This is a genomic window from Arthrobacter sp. UYCu511, assembly GCF_040547105.1.
Classification (GTDB): domain Bacteria; phylum Actinomycetota; class Actinomycetes; order Actinomycetales; family Micrococcaceae; genus Specibacter; species Specibacter psychrochitiniphilus.
The window spans coordinates 1-13,596 of the sequence record NZ_JBEPPB010000014.1 but is presented as its reverse complement, the minus strand read 5'-3'; the positions used below and the strand labels follow the sequence as shown (position 1 = coordinate 13,596).

Genomic DNA, 13,596 nt, shown 5'->3' with positions numbered 1-13,596 from the left:
TTACGGTAAGCCTATGCACCGAAAAGTTGAGGGGCAACGCCGCTACGTGCCAGAGTATGCCGTGAAGAACGTAAATCGTCCCGACACCTAACCCTTTTATGGGTTTGTGCAGTTTTTCTCAACCCACATACTGATGGGTTTCATGGCCTGTTCGAATTTTTTGTCATTGAAAGTATTTCCATTAATTGCAGAGTCATTGATCACCGACAAAAGGTTTTCCAGATCTCCCTTTATTTCAGCCGGAACCTTTTTCATGGACTCAGTGACTTGATTCGCCATGCTCTTAGTGCCTTCTCCGCTCGGATCGAGCCTCGCTATGAAGGCCAGCGTGCTACCGGTGATCACCACGGCGCTGACACTGACACAGGCCTCTGCGTTGCCGAGCATCCCGCTCACATCAGGCACCACTTCACCGGGGTCAAGTTCCTGCTGGCCTTCGCCGCGGGGCGCTTGTGCCTGCGTGCTCTCCTGGCTGCTTCCTGAGTTCCCGGAGAGGCCGCCAAGGTCTGGAATTACCGAGCACGCAGTAGCGGTTACCGAGGCTGTGAGCAGGGCCGCTACTAGCAGGAATATTTTCCGGAAAGTTCTTGCTGCTCGCATGAAGACCCCTTTTGTAAGCCGCACTTGTTGGCTCGGCTGAACAGGCAGCCGCTACCCCTTGGTGGTCATTCTGGCACACAACCGGGAAAGGAGTCGGTGGAGTGAACTTTCGCCCCACTTTGAGTTTTTCGCTATGGTTCAAACGGGCGCGAAACGTTTTGGCCGCTCCCCCCGAAACGTTCAAATAGGTGCGGCGAGTTATGTGTTAAAGCGAAGAACCCCCGGATTAGCGGGGGTTCTTAGTGGTGGCTCCGACCGGCGTCGATCCGGTGACCTTTCGATTTTCAGTCGAACGCTCTACCAACTGAGCTACAGAGCCTTGGTGATCTGAAAATCTCGTCACCAGATCTTCTTGCACTAGTCAAGAAAACCAAAGCGACCCTGACGGGACTCGAACCCGCGACCTCCGCCGTGACAGGGCGGCGCGCTAACCAACTGCGCTACAGGGCCATACGTTTACTGCATTTTGTTACCGTCACACGTTTGTGTGATTTTCACGAGTTATAGCGTACCAGCAAATTTCTTACTGATTTACCACTTGCTCGCAAGTACCCCCAACGGGATTCGAACCCGTGCCGCCGCCGTGAAAGGGCGGTGTCCTAGGCCGCTAGACGATGGGGGCCTAAGTCAGCTTCGTAGCCTCTGCGTTGTTCCCAGCGCTTCGGTTCGAAGTGGACTCCAAAAACTATAGGGCCTATTTGCTCAGAACACAAAACGGACATGCGACAACCGCCCACCGGGGGCTGAAAACGTTGGCCACAGCTCCCCGACAGTGACTCTAGAGGGCACTGTATCCGCATGATGCCGGGGTTTCACCGCTACGCTTGAGGCATGCATCACAATCCCCTTGCCGGCATTCCCTCCTTCCTGCCTTTCACTATGGATGAACAGGAATTTGACGCTGCTGTGCAGGCTGCCATCGCCGCGATTCCGGCAAATATCAGCGCCGAAATGGACAATGTGGCCATCTTCATTGCCGATGACTACGAGCCTGCCACCGGAGAACACCCGGATACCGTGTTGCTGGGCTTGTATGAGGGGACGCCGCTGACGGAACGGGATTCCTGGTGGGAGGCCGGTTCCCTCCCTGATCGAATCACCATCTTCCGTGCGCCCATTTTAGAGATCTGCCACAGCCGCGAAGAAGTGATCCATGAGGTCACGGTAACGGTGGTCCATGAGATCGCCCACCACTTCGGCATTAGCGACGCGCGCTTGCACGAGCTTGGCTGGGGCTAAATGACACTATTGTTGTTCATGGTGCTGTTGTTTCCTGTGTTGCCAAGCATTCCTAAGACCCGTAGGGTCGGCTTAGCTGTGTAAATTCGCCGAGAGCCACCTGTCTCCGGCCTGTGGCCTGGGGGCTGCACCATTTACCAATCGATCTGCAGTGAGGCACCTGGATGAGTATGCGCTTTTTGGTTCGCGGCACTGCAACATTGGCGTGCGCCGCTTTGGCCTCTTCCGGCCTGCTCTTACCCGCCACGGCCGGACCCGCTGTCTCTGCGGCACCTGGATTAAGTTCGACGGCGTTTCAAAAGTTCGCCCCGCAGCCTCACCTTCCCACCGTCCCCAGCGAAGAGGACATTGCCAAGGCCAAAAAATCAGAGGCTGCCACCGCGGCTGCAGCCGCCGAGCTGGAGGCCATTTTGGCCACGGCCAATGACCGCCTCCGGGCAACGTCCATGGCCGCGCTGAGCGCCAGCGGCTCGTACACCGAAGCACTGGTGGTGCTTGAACAGCGCCAAGAAGAAGCCGCAACCGCAAAGGGGAAATCCGAAGCTGCCCGGAGCGCACATTCCAAGGCCAAGACCCAACTGGGGCAGCTGGCAGGCAACTTGTACAAGTCCGGTGGCGTTGGGCTGAGCGTCCAGACCCTGCTGACCAGCGATGAGGGCGATGACGCCCTTTACCAGGCCTCCACGCTCATGGCTTTGAGTTCCAATCGAGCCAACACCTTTGCTTCCGCCGAAGCCGCCGCTGCCACGTCCGCCGCACTGGATGCACAAGCCCTGGCCGCCAGCACTGCGGCCACCGAGGCCACCACGGCCGCCGAGGCCTCACGCGCCCAAGCCCAGGGAGCCGCTGACGCGCAGGCCGCAGTAGTGGCGGAGAACCAAAGCCAGCGAGATATTTTGTTAACAAGACTTGCCAGCTTGCACAACACCACGGTGGAGTTGGAGGGTGCCCGGGTTGACGAGCTCACCCGAAAGGCCGAGGAAGAGGCCCTCAAGGAGCAGATTGAGGCCTCCGCCGACACCCCGGCTCCAGTCCGCCCACCGGCCACCGGCACCAAACCTCCCGCGCTTCCCCCTGTGCCCAAACCGCCTGTCACGCAGGCCCCGAAACCGCAGGCCCCCAAACCCCCGGCTCCCACCACATCCGCGCCCAGGCCACCGGCACCTAAACCCCCTGTTGCACCGAAGCCACCCGCACCTAAACCCCCTGTTGCACCGAAGCCACCCGCTCCTAAACCACCGGTTGCGCCCAAGCCACCGGCACCTAAACCACCGGCACCCAAGCCACCTGTTGCTCCGCCTACGGGCAGCTACACCCAGGTCATGGTTAATTACGCCCTGTCCAAGATTGGCAGCCGTTACCAATGGGGCGGCAACGGGCCCAATGCCTTTGACTGTTCCGGGCTGGTTCAGCAGGCGTTCGCAGCTGCTGGCAAGAGCGTGCCGCGCCAAGGCTCAGATCAGTTCTGGGCTGCCCCGGTCCGTGTTCCGCTATCTCAGATGCAATATGGCGATCTGCTGGTGTTCGATGACGACGGCAATGGCCGTTTCGGTCACGTTGCCATTTACATTGGCAACAACCAGGTGGTTCAGGCCCTGAATTACACCCAGCCGGTGGAAATCACCCCGCTCTCGCACATGACCCCCTATATGAGCCTGTATCCTTACGCGGCCAGGTATTAGCGGCTGCAACCACGCAGCACAGAGGCCCTGAGGCGCTTGTCTGCCCTACGGTAAGAAGATATGACAGCAAGCTAAGGCGCGGCATCCAGCCCGTAGGGGCGGATGCCGCGCCTTCAGTTTTGCGCGCTCAGCTAAGTAGCCGGATCATGTCTTCAGCAGTGGGCCAAAGGCGGTGCGGTCGTCTTGACGGGGATCTTCCCTATCGCGCACAACCATGATGGGGCCCTTGGCATGGTGGCGCACACCGTCAGTGGTGGAGCCGAGCATCATGCCGGCAAAACCGCCACGGCCACGGGTTCCCATAACCACCAGCTCTGTTGTTTCGGTGGCCTTGACCAGCGCTTCCACGGCTGATCCTTCCAACAGTTCAATCTCAATGGGCAGCTTCGGGAAATGATTGCGCAGCCACTTTTCACCGGCCTCCAGCTGGCTGCGAATCTCAGTGAATAACGCTTCTCGGTCTACAGGTGCGGGCATCCAGGCCAGCGATCCGGTGTAGGGCTGCACGGCGCAGATGATGCGCAGAGTACTGCCGGAAAGTTGGGCTTGTTCTGCCGCTACAAGCACCGCGTAACGGGCCTGATCCGAGCCGTCCACACCCACTGTGACAACTTTTTCAATCCCTGCCCGGCCTTCCTCAAGGCCTTCTTCCAGGCGTGCGGCACAGCTCAGTGGGACCGTGACGGTGGGGCATTTGGCGTGGGCGGGAAGCGCGGAACTGACACTGCCTAAAAGCCTGCCAATGAACCCGCCCCTGCCGCGTGAGCCAAAGACCAGCAGCTCGGCAGTTTCGCTTAGTTCCAGCAGCACTCCGGCGGCATCACCGTTCTCAACCCGCGCGTCCATCTCAATATCCAGATGCGCCACTTTGGCCGCCGATTCACGAAGGACAGCCTCGGCACCTTGGCGGATGACGTCGTCGTCCACTGTTGCATAGCCGCCGTCGAGTCCCGAGGCGGCAAAAATGGGGACAGTGTAGGCGGTGACCAGATGAAGTGGAACGTTGCGCAATCTCGCCTGCCGGGCGGCCCAGATCAGGGCGCCAATGCTCTGCTCGGAACCATCAATTCCGACCACAATCCCGGTGGGGGCGGGGATCGGTTCGTGCGCTGCGCCTTGGGGTGATTGCTCTTGGCTGGTCATCGTGCGCCTCCTGGTTCTTGTGTGCCGGGGATGCAAAAACTTGCTGCGGCCTCCCCGTCGCGGCCTTTACTTGTGACTATTGCGGGTTCAGCCATGCACGTCAAGTTGCGCTGCGGCGTGTGCCAAACATGACTTCATCTGCCATATCCACATCCGGAGCCTGACATGTGACAGAGTTGGCATTACTGGCGAGTAGGAAAGTGGGCAGCAATGTTGAAACTACTACAATCGGCTCTGGCGGACGGCCTCAGCGGGGCTTCTTCCACGCCTTCTGCGCCTTCTTCTGGGGCTATCTCTGCGGAGGAGGCCATGTGGGCAGGGGTGGATTTGGCCTGTGCCAACCTGTCCGCCCCACTGGCCGTCCTGAACCTGGCGGCACTGTCCACAAATGCCGGGTCCCTGCTGCGGCGGGCGGCGGGCAAGCCCATCCGGGTGGCTAGTAAATCAATCCGGAACCGTGACGTTCTCCGTGCCGTGCTGGCCCAGCCCGGTTTTGCCGGCATACTCGGATTTACACTTCCGGAAGCGTTGTGGTTAGCCGCTGATCCATCCGGCGCCTTCACTGACATTGTGGTGGCCTACCCCACCGCCGATTCCCCCGCCCTGCGCGCCCTTGCCGCTGATCCGCAAGCCTGTGCCCGCGTGACGCTCATGGTGGATTCCACAGAACAGTTGGAGTGGATGGCCGCCACTTTGGCAGGCACCCAACCGGCTGCCCCCATCCGGCTGTGCCTGGATCTAGACGCTTCGTGGCGCCCGGCAGTGGCAGGACGCACACTGGGTCACATTGGCGTGTACCGCTCCCCCGTGCGCACCGGGGGCGACGCCATCGCCTTGGCTCTAGCGATCGGCCGTTATGTCAAGGGCGGTGCACAGCTTTTCCGGCTCACCGGCATCATGGCGTACGAGGCCCAAATCGCTGGTCTGCAGGACACCCCGCACACCAAGAACAAGTTGGCCGATGCCGCCAAGTCACAGATCCTCCAACAAATACAGCGCTCATCGATGGCTGAAATCCTCCACCGCCGCGCCAACGTTGTGGCTGCTGTGCGCAATTTGTGCGAGCTCGAATTCGTCAACGGTGGCGGCACAGGCAGCCTGGAACTCACCACTGAAGATCCCTCCGTGACGGAACTGGCCGCAGGTTCGGGCCTCTTCGGTCCCACGCTCTTTGACGGGTACTCGCGCTTCAGCCCGGCCCACGCCGTCGGATTTGCCACACCCGTGGTGAGACGGCCGGCCCCGGATATTGTCACGGTTCTGGGCGGTGGCTGGATTGCCTCCGGCCCGTCCGGCGCGGACAGGTCCCCTGAGCCCGTCTACCCCTCCGGTTTATCTCTCATTGGTACGGAGGGCGCGGGAGAGGTGCAGACCCCTTTGCGCGGGGCCGCGGCCTCAACCCTGCGCATTGGCGAGAAAGTTTGGTTCCGCCATGCCAAATCCGGTGAGGTTTGTGAGCATGTTGACGCTCTGGAAATTATCGACGGCGGCGGCCATCGGGCAGGCAGGGCGCTCACCTATCGAGGCGAAGGGAAGGCGTTCATATGAGTCAGTGGCGCAATTGGGCAGGCGATCAGCGTTGCATACCAAGCTCCGTAGCTAGGCCCAGTACAGTAGCTGAGGTTTCGGCCTTAGTCGCAGCGGCTGCCAGTAGTGGCACAACCATCAAAGCTGTGGGAGCCGGGCACAGCTTTACTGACATCGCCCTGACCCAGGGCGTTCAGCTGCACCTCGATGGCATCAGCGGATTGCTCAGGGTGGATCGGGAAGCGAAGCTGGCCACCGTTGCAGGTGGCACCCGGTTGCATGAGATCCCAGCCCTGCTGGCACCGTACGGGTTGGCCATGGAAAATCTGGGCGATATTGATAAGCAGTCCATAGCAGGGGCCATCTCCACGGGCACGCACGGGACGGGTGTGCGATTTGGCGGTATTGCCACCCAGGTGCGGGCGTTGACAATGGTGACGGGCACGGGGGAAATCAAACACTGCTCCGCCACTGAAAACCCGGACCTGTTCGCCGTGGCACGTGTAGGCCTTGGCGCCTTGGGCATCATTGTTGAGGTCACCTTGGCATGTGTGGATGCATTCATGCTCCATGCTGTGGAGCGCCCGGAACGGCTGGCGGCCGTTTTGGAATCGTTGCCCGAACGCAACGCCACCCTTGACCACTTTGAGTTCTACTGGTTTCCACACACCGATACGGCGCTCACCAAAACGAACACGCGCCACCCAGTGGGCGGGCTGCCACAGGGGGTCTCCCCTTTGTCCGCGGTGAATCACTTAGTGGATGACGTGTTGGTCTCCAACACCTTGTTTTCTGCCCTGTGCACTGTATCCGGCAAGATGCCCGCCATCATTCCCCGCCTCAACAAGACGGCTTCGAAGCTGACGGGCAATAGGGAATTTGGCGATCTCTCACACAAGGTTTTCGCCACCGAGCGCACTGTCCGGTTCAGGGAAATGGAGTATGCCGTTCCGCTGGCCCAAATCCCCACGGTGCTGGCCGAACTTGAGGCCATGATTATGCGCCGTGGATTGCACATCTCCTTCCCCGTAGAAGTTCGCAGCGCCGCCGCCGATGACATTGCCCTATCCACGGCAAACCATCGCGAAAGTGGCTACATCGCCATCCATCAACATGTGAAAACGGCACCCTTGGAGTACTTTCGCGCCGCCGAGGAAATCTTTCGTGCCCATGAGGGGAGACCGCATTGGGGCAAGTGGCATTTCCTCCAATCGAAAGACTTTTGCCAGCTCTACCCAGACCTAGAAAAGTTCTGTATTGTTCGGGATGATCTTGATCCTCGGCGGGTGTTCAGAAACGCTTATCTGGATCGAGTACTGAGCTAATTATTGAACTCAGTGCAGAGCAACCCCTTCCGTTGCACCCGCCCTACGGCGCAGGCTTTGATGGCCTGCACCGACCCGTGAATTCTCCTACCGTTCGAGGAGTCATTTGCTATGATGTATGCCCCAAAAGTTGCCCCACCACGAGCTGATCTGGTGCCACTGGCAGGTACCAGCGTGATACCTGCCAGCACGGTAGCAACCAGCGCCTCCGCGCAGCGGGGAACATCCCCTGAAAGCACCACCACCATTGTGATCGGTTCCGGTTTCTCGGCATTGGCCGTAGCAGCCGAACTCAACCGGCAGGGCATCAAGACCATAGTGGTGGATAGCGGCTGCCCCATGAAGTCACCGGCACCGCTGGCACCCACCACGGGAGGCATCAGCTTGACCGCCCTGAACGAGCGCAGCGAAATTGTGCGGCTCCTTGAGCACTACGCCCGCCGCCATGAATTGGATCTACGCCCAACAACCCAGGCCTTGGAATTTACCCAGCATCACGGTGAGGCCCCGTCTCAGCGCCAGTGGCGAGTACAGACAACCACCGGCATGTTGACGGCCCACAGCGTTGTCTTCACCCGCAGCGCCCTGAGCCAATTGCGCAGACTCCTGCACAGCGTGGGCGTGACCACCGCAACTGACGTGCGGGCGGGCATGCACGCCTTGGGGATCTACCTCGTAGGTGTAGGGGATCTTGCCATCCCCACTACTCAGGAAATTCTGCATCAAGCCAAACGGGCCAGCCAGTCCATCTCTGCCCGGATCGCAACCCGGGAGCTGGGCTCCGTGGCCGCCACCGCTTAGAGCCTCACCGCAGTGGCTAGTCCTCGCTGGAAAGGCGGCGGCGGGCAACAACCACCATGGCCACCACTACACCCACCAGGACAACGGCAAGGCCAATGATGGACCAGGGCACTGCGGGGCTATCCGGCACCGTTTCGCCAGGGGTTTCCGGTTCAGCCTGGACGGACACCACGGGGCCGGCGCCCGCGCCTTGACCAGAAGCCGTGCCGGCGGAGGTAGCGGTGAACCCAAAGGTACCTTCAATGGGGTGTGAGTCAGAGGACACTAGCCGCCATTTCACGGTGTACTTTCCAGCGGGCGCCCCCGGACGCACTGCTTGGGTCGCGATGTTGTCCAACACCTCCACCTCACCGACCCCCCAATTATCTCCTGCCGCGTCAAGGACCAGAACTTGGGAACCAATGACGGCAGGGGAATTGCTCATGGTGATCTGAATCTTCTCGGGAACTGTGGCCACGGTGGAACCGTCAGAGGGTGAAGTCTCCGTCACGGAATCGTGGGCAAAAGCCGCCGTGGCGGTACCAAAAAAGACCAGCAGAAGCGTCAACAGGCCCGCCAATGAGCGGCCCAGCAATGATTTTGATGTCATGTTAATCTCACTCTGTCGGTGGCCTATGCGAGAAATCACAGCAAAAGTTCCTTTACTCGTTGGAGAATGCCACCCCACGGTATCCCAGCATTATGGGAGTTCGCCCCACAGCGCCTGGCGGGGCACCCAAGCCAACTACCGCCGCGGTCAGCCTAGGAGTTAAAAATCCAAGCCAACGCCTAATAAGTACGCGCCACCATTACGGGCTATTATTTCCTCGGTTAACTTAAATCTTTTTTCACTTCCCTGGAAGGCTCCCCATGGCAACGAAGACGGCACCGCGCCTGTCTGCGGTCGACAAGTATTTCATGATCACCGAGCGTGGCTCGAACTATTCGCGGGAAATCCGCGGCGGTTTCGCCACGTTCTTCGCGATGAGCTACATTGTGGTCCTGAACCCGCTGATCCTGGGCGGCGCAGATTCCGCAGGCGGTGAGCTGGGCCTGGAGCGCGTTGCCGCTGTCACCGCCTTTGTGGCCGGCATCCTGACCATCCTCATGGGCGCCTGGGCCAAGCACCCCTTCGCCCTTGCGGCGGGCTTGGGCGTCAACGCATTTGTGGCCGTCACGGTTGCCACGAACCCGGGCCTGACCTGGCCGGACATGATGGGCCTGGTGGTTCTCTCCGGTATCACCATGTTCATCTTGGTACTCACGGGCTTTAGAACAGCGGTGTTCAAGGCGGTGCCTGAAGGGCTAAAAATCGCCATTGTGGTGGGCATCGGCATGTTCATTGCGCTCATTGGCCTGGTCAATGCCGGCTTTGTGCGCCGTATTCCGGACGTTGCTGGCACCACGGTTCCTGTGGGACTGGGTTTTGACGGCAAGCTGCTGGGCTGGCCCACGCTGGTCTTCATTGTTGGGCTGATCCTGACCATCGCCTTGGTGGTGCGCAAGGTCAAGGGCGCCATCCTGATCGGCATCGTGGTCTCCACCGTCCTGGCCAACATCTTGGAAATGACGCTCCACATTGGCCCGTCCTTCGACGGCACCACGTCCAACCCGCAGGGCTGGTCACTGGTGGTCCCGCAGCTCTCGCAGTGGTCCCTGCCTGACTTGTCCCTCATTGGCCAGGTCAATATCTTCGGCGCTTTCAGCAAATTGGGGGCGATTGCTGCCCTGCTGCTCGCCTTTGTGATTTTGCTGAGCATCTTCTTTGACGCCATGGGCACCATGGTGGGTCTGGCCGCCGAGGCCGGATCACTGCGTGAAGACGGCACCATCCCCAACGTGGACCGCGTACTGCTTGTTGACGCGTTCGGTGCGATCGCCGGAGGTGGCGCATCCGCATCCTCTAACCAGATTTATGTGGAATCCGGTGCCGGTATTGGTGAGGGCGCCCGTACGGGTCTGGCCTCCATCGTGACGGGCCTGCTCCTGCTGCTGGCCATGTTCGTCACGCCGCTGATTAAATTGGTCCCCTTTGAAGCAGTGGCCCCGGCCCTTGTTGTGGTCGGTTTCATGATGGTTTCCCAGGTGGGCAAGATCGATTGGTCCGACTGGGGAATCGGCATCCCGGCCTTCCTGACGTTCACCCTCATGCCGTTCACCTACTCCATTGCCAATGGCATCGGTGCCGGGTTCATCGCCTTCGTGCTGATCCGCGTATTCCAGGGCCGAGCCAAGGAAATTCACCCCCTGATGTGGGCTGTTGCTGCGGCGTTCCTGCTGTTCTTCGGCATCGGCACGGTGGAAGCCCTGTTCGGCATCGGGTAACCGCACCACCCTCGAGTACGTAAGTTGGTGGACCGAATCGTGTAGTTTCGGTCCACCAGCTTGTGTACTCGATTTCATTTTAATGGGTGTCTGTGATGGGAGACGCCCATACCCGAGGACCGCTGGCGTTGTCCCAGGGCATGGGGTTGGCTTGGCACATGGACTTTTCTACGCTCTCCGTTGATATACCCGCCACGGCATGGACCGGCCGGAACGACGGCGAATCCCCCGCCCACCGCCGCTGGTGGCAGACTGTCGCCATTGCTGCCACCTCCGCATCCCCGGACGCCCCGTCCTTGAACACCGCCTCGCTGAATGCCTCGCTGCCCGGCCCCGCTGCACTGCTGGGTTTCGCCTCCCACGCCGGCGTTGCCCGCAATCACGGCCGCACGGGCGCCGCCACCGGCCCCGCAGCCCTCCGCGCCGCTCTGGGCTCGCTCGCCTTCCATGGCACCCGGGAAGTAACTGACGCCGGAGACATTGTGGTCTCCGGTGACTCCTTAGAGGACGGCCAGGCCCGCTGCGGCGCTGCTCTGACAGCCATGCTCGACGCCGGATACCTCACCTGTGTGCTGGGCGGCGGGCACGAAACCGCGTATGCCAGTTACCTAGGTGTTGCGGGCACTGCGGCGTTCACCAACGGCGCCCGTCTCGGTGTGCTGAACCTGGACGCCCACTTTGACCTGCGCGAGGCCCCAGTACCCAGCTCCGGCACACCGTTCCTGCAGATGGCCCGCGCGGAAGCCGCCGCTGGGCGGGAACTGAACTACGCCGTCGTGGGCATCAGTGAACCCAACAACACCCGGGCCCTCTTCGATACGGCGCATGAACTCGAGGTGAAGTACCTGCTGGATGAGGATTGCTCAGCGGAACGCACGGAAGGGTTTGTGTCCTCATTTTTGCAGACCGTGGATATTGTGTACCTCACGATCGACCTGGATGTGATGCCCGCAGCCGTGGCCCCCGGCGTCAGCGCACCCGCAGCCTACGGGGTACCACTGGCAATCATCGCCGCCATATGCCGCCAGGTGGCCGCGAGCGGGAAGTTGTTCCACTGTGATGTGGCGGAGCTTAACCCCGAATTCGACATTGACAACCGCACCGCGAAGGTGGCCGCTCGGCTGATCGACACACTGCTGCGCTAAGGCGGGGCACTTTCACGTTCCGTGCCCCACCCGCGCCTAGTTCAGCGGACCCGTGGCAGTTTCCGCTGCTGCACGGATGGCGCCGGAGCCTACCAAACGGTCGGCTTCCTCAAGTTCGGGCGAGAGGAAACGGTCGGCACCCGGTCCCGGCACGGTTGCCCGAAGCACCTCAAGTACGGCGGCGCCAGCCGGACCGGGGAGCAAAACGCCGCCGGACAAGGACGTACGCATGTCAATGGCGCGGGTGGCTGTGACCAGCTCAATCGCTAGGACCCGGCGCAGATTTTCCACGGAGCGGCGCAGCTTCCGGGCGGCATGCCAGCCCATGGAAACGTGATCCTCCTGCATGGCGGAGCTGGGGATGGAGTCCACGGAGGCGGGCACGGCCAGGCGTTTGGAGTCAGAGACCAGGCCGGCCTGCGTGTATTGGGCGATCATGAGGCCCGAATCCACCCCAGGGTCCCCGGCCAAGAATGCGGGCAGGCCGTGGCTGCGGGCGGGGTCTAGCATGCGGTCGGTGCGGCGCTCGGCGATGGAGGCGACGTCGGCGGCCACAATAGCGAGGAAGTCCAGCACGTAGGCCACCGGTGCGCCGTGGAAGTTTCCATTGGAGGATACGCGGCCATCAGGGAGCACCACGGGGTTGTCGATCGAGGCGGCGAGCTCCCGGGTGGCCACCATGAGCGCGTGATCCACGGTGTCCCGGGCGGCGCCGGCCACCTGCGGGGCGCAACGCAGCGAGTAGGCGTCCTGCACGCGGGAGTCGCCCACACGGTGCGAGGCGACGATGGGCGAGTTCGCCAGCACGCGCAGCATGTTGTCCGCGCTGAGAGCCTGGCCTGGGTGCGGGCGCAGCTCCATGTGCAGCTCGGGCACAAAAACCTGATCGGTCCCCAGCAAGCCCTCCACACTGAGCGCGGCGGTGATGTCCGCCGTGGTCAGGAGCATTTTCAAATCAGCGATGGCCATGAGCAGCATGCCGAGCATGCCGTCGGTGCCGTTGACCAGCGCCAGGCCCTCCTTCTCGGCCAGCTCGATAGGGGTGATGCCAGCTGCGGCGAGCAGCTCGGGCACGGGGCGGATCACGCCGTCCGGGCCTGCCGCCTCGCCTTCGCCCATAAGCACCAGCGCGCAATGCGAGAGCGGGGCCAGGTCACCGGAGCAGCCAAGTGAACCGAATTCACGCACCACCGGGGTGATGCCGGCGTTGAGCACGTCCACCATGGTCTGCACAACCACGGGGCGCACACCCGTCCGGCCGCTCGCGAGGGTCTTGGCGCGCAGGAACATCAGGGCGCGCACCACCTCGCGCTCCACGGCCGGACCCATGCCGGCGGAGTGGGAGCGGATTAGCGATTTTTGCAGCTGCGTGCGCATATCAGTGGGGATGTGGCGGTTGGCGAGGGCACCAAAGCCTGTGGAGATGCCGTAGGAGGGGGTCTCTGAGTGCGCCAGCTTTTCCACATGAGCCCGCACCCGTTCGACGCCGGTCAGCGCCTCCGCTCTGAGCACCACCTTTGCGTTGTGGCGGGCCACGGCAATGACGTCCTCGGGGGTGACCCCTGAAGAGCTGAGGGTGACGGTTTCGGTGGTGGCGCTCATGGCGGGTCCTTACATAGCACGGTGGTCTTGTTCTCTACTATGGCCCCTAACTGTGCGGAAATCAGCGCCTTTACCGACCCACTGTCCGGAATTTCAGACACCTGCAAATGCTGCGGAGGTCGTTGTTAAGATTGGAGGCCTGTCCAGAGCTTGTTGCTTTTTCCTTTGGTGGGGCGGGGATCGTTGTTGTGGGGTACGCGGCGGGCAGAGCTGGTTTTGTAGTTGCTC

At 61.3% G+C, this 13,596-nt stretch carries 11 protein-coding genes and 3 tRNA genes; 7 read left to right on the top strand and 7 right to left on the bottom strand.

The window, feature by feature from the left end:
- Window positions 1-96 precede the first annotated feature (96 nt).
- The 4 genes from ABIB48_RS15945 to ABIB48_RS15930 all read right to left on the bottom strand — a co-directional run bounded on the left by ABIB48_RS15945 (window position 97) and on the right by ABIB48_RS15930 (window position 1,222).
- Complete coding sequence (locus ABIB48_RS15945) at window positions 97-600, bottom strand: hypothetical protein (protein ID WP_354213599.1); 504 nt, start codon at window positions 598-600, stop codon at window positions 97-99.
- Window positions 601-843: 243 nt separating this feature from the next.
- Window positions 844-919, bottom strand: a tRNA-Phe gene (locus tag ABIB48_RS15940).
- A 57-nt stretch (window positions 920-976) separates the two neighbouring features.
- Window positions 977-1,050 (bottom strand) — tRNA-Asp (locus tag ABIB48_RS15935).
- Between the two features lie 99 nt (window positions 1,051-1,149).
- A tRNA-Glu gene (locus tag ABIB48_RS15930) sits at window positions 1,150-1,222 on the bottom strand.
- A 209-nt stretch (window positions 1,223-1,431) separates the two neighbouring features.
- Here ABIB48_RS15930 and ABIB48_RS15925 point away from each other — a divergent pair.
- Both ABIB48_RS15925 and ABIB48_RS15920 read left to right on the top strand, forming a co-directional pair.
- On the top strand, window positions 1,432-1,839 hold the full coding sequence (locus ABIB48_RS15925; RefSeq protein WP_245932123.1) for a metallopeptidase family protein: 408 nt from the start codon (window positions 1,432-1,434) through the stop codon (window positions 1,837-1,839).
- Window positions 1,840-2,003: 164 nt separating this feature from the next.
- Entirely contained in the window at window positions 2,004-3,521 is a 1,518-nt protein-coding gene (locus tag ABIB48_RS15920; RefSeq protein WP_315914472.1) for a C40 family peptidase, read from the top strand.
- Window positions 3,522-3,665: 144 nt separating this feature from the next.
- Here ABIB48_RS15920 and ABIB48_RS15915 read toward each other — a convergent pair whose 3' ends face one another.
- Entirely contained in the window at window positions 3,666-4,664 is a 999-nt protein-coding gene (locus ABIB48_RS15915; protein WP_110105860.1) for a universal stress protein, read from the bottom strand.
- Between the two features lie 210 nt (window positions 4,665-4,874).
- On the opposite strand from ABIB48_RS15915, the gene ABIB48_RS15910 reads away from it, so the two are divergent.
- The 3 genes from ABIB48_RS15910 to ABIB48_RS15900 all read left to right on the top strand — a co-directional run bounded on the left by ABIB48_RS15910 (window position 4,875) and on the right by ABIB48_RS15900 (window position 8,317).
- On the top strand, window positions 4,875-6,212 hold the full coding sequence (locus ABIB48_RS15910; RefSeq protein ID WP_354213598.1) for a type III PLP-dependent enzyme domain-containing protein: 1,338 nt from the start codon (window positions 4,875-4,877) through the stop codon (window positions 6,210-6,212).
- Window positions 6,209-7,516 carry a D-arabinono-1,4-lactone oxidase gene (locus tag ABIB48_RS15905; RefSeq protein ID WP_354213597.1) on the top strand — a complete coding sequence of 436 codons (1,308 nt, stop codon included), beginning with the start codon at window positions 6,209-6,211 and terminating at the stop codon, window positions 7,514-7,516. Before ABIB48_RS15910 ends, ABIB48_RS15905 begins: the two co-directional genes overlap by 4 nt.
- A 111-nt stretch (window positions 7,517-7,627) precedes the next feature.
- The gene (locus ABIB48_RS15900; RefSeq protein ID WP_110105858.1) at window positions 7,628-8,317 is read left to right on the top strand and encodes an FAD-binding protein; all 690 of its coding nucleotides are present in this window, start codon (window positions 7,628-7,630) and stop codon (window positions 8,315-8,317) included.
- Window positions 8,318-8,333: 16 nt separating this feature from the next.
- On the opposite strand, the gene ABIB48_RS15895 is transcribed toward ABIB48_RS15900, so the two are convergent.
- Window positions 8,334-8,906: a copper resistance CopC family protein gene (locus ABIB48_RS15895; protein WP_354213596.1), complete on the bottom strand. Its 573-nt coding sequence runs from the start codon at window positions 8,904-8,906 to the stop codon at window positions 8,334-8,336.
- Between the two features lie 260 nt (window positions 8,907-9,166).
- On the opposite strand from ABIB48_RS15895, the gene ABIB48_RS15890 reads away from it, so the two are divergent.
- Together ABIB48_RS15890 and hutG are read left to right on the top strand one after the other, a co-directional pair.
- Window positions 9,167-10,621 (top strand): NCS2 family permease, encoded by a 1,455-nt coding sequence (locus ABIB48_RS15890; protein ID WP_110105857.1) that lies wholly within the window; start codon window positions 9,167-9,169, stop codon window positions 10,619-10,621.
- A 158-nt stretch (window positions 10,622-10,779) separates the two neighbouring features.
- On the top strand, window positions 10,780-11,766 hold the full coding sequence (gene hutG, locus ABIB48_RS15885) for a formimidoylglutamase (protein ID WP_354213595.1): 987 nt from the start codon (window positions 10,780-10,782) through the stop codon (window positions 11,764-11,766).
- A 36-nt stretch (window positions 11,767-11,802) separates the two neighbouring features.
- On the opposite strand, the gene hutH is transcribed toward hutG, so the two are convergent.
- Window positions 11,803-13,368 (bottom strand): histidine ammonia-lyase, encoded by a 1,566-nt coding sequence (gene hutH / locus ABIB48_RS15880; RefSeq protein ID WP_354213594.1) that lies wholly within the window; start codon window positions 13,366-13,368, stop codon window positions 11,803-11,805.
- Between the last annotated feature and the right edge of the window lie 228 nt (window positions 13,369-13,596).

Bases quoted from the DNA above. Each gene is read 5' to 3' on its own strand.
- ABIB48_RS15945 (WP_354213599.1), bottom strand. From the start codon at position 600: ATGCGAGCAGCAAGAACTTTCCGGAAAATATTCCTGCTAGTAGCGGCC.
- ABIB48_RS15925 (WP_245932123.1), top strand. From the start codon at position 1,432: ATGCATCACAATCCCCTTGCCGGCATTCCCTCCTTCCTGCCTTTCACT.
- ABIB48_RS15920 (WP_315914472.1), top strand. From the start codon at position 2,004: ATGAGTATGCGCTTTTTGGTTCGCGGCACTGCAACATTGGCGTGCGCC.
- ABIB48_RS15915 (WP_110105860.1), bottom strand. From the start codon at position 4,664: ATGACCAGCCAAGAGCAATCACCCCAAGGCGCAGCGCACGAACCGATC.
- ABIB48_RS15910 (WP_354213598.1), top strand. From the start codon at position 4,875: ATGTTGAAACTACTACAATCGGCTCTGGCGGACGGCCTCAGCGGGGCT.
- ABIB48_RS15905 (WP_354213597.1), top strand. From the start codon at position 6,209: ATGAGTCAGTGGCGCAATTGGGCAGGCGATCAGCGTTGCATACCAAGC.
- ABIB48_RS15900 (WP_110105858.1), top strand. From the start codon at position 7,628: ATGATGTATGCCCCAAAAGTTGCCCCACCACGAGCTGATCTGGTGCCA.
- ABIB48_RS15895 (WP_354213596.1), bottom strand. From the start codon at position 8,906: ATGACATCAAAATCATTGCTGGGCCGCTCATTGGCGGGCCTGTTGACG.
- ABIB48_RS15890 (WP_110105857.1), top strand. From the start codon at position 9,167: ATGGCAACGAAGACGGCACCGCGCCTGTCTGCGGTCGACAAGTATTTC.
- hutG (WP_354213595.1), top strand. From the start codon at position 10,780: ATGGACTTTTCTACGCTCTCCGTTGATATACCCGCCACGGCATGGACC.
- hutH (WP_354213594.1), bottom strand. From the start codon at position 13,368: ATGAGCGCCACCACCGAAACCGTCACCCTCAGCTCTTCAGGGGTCACC.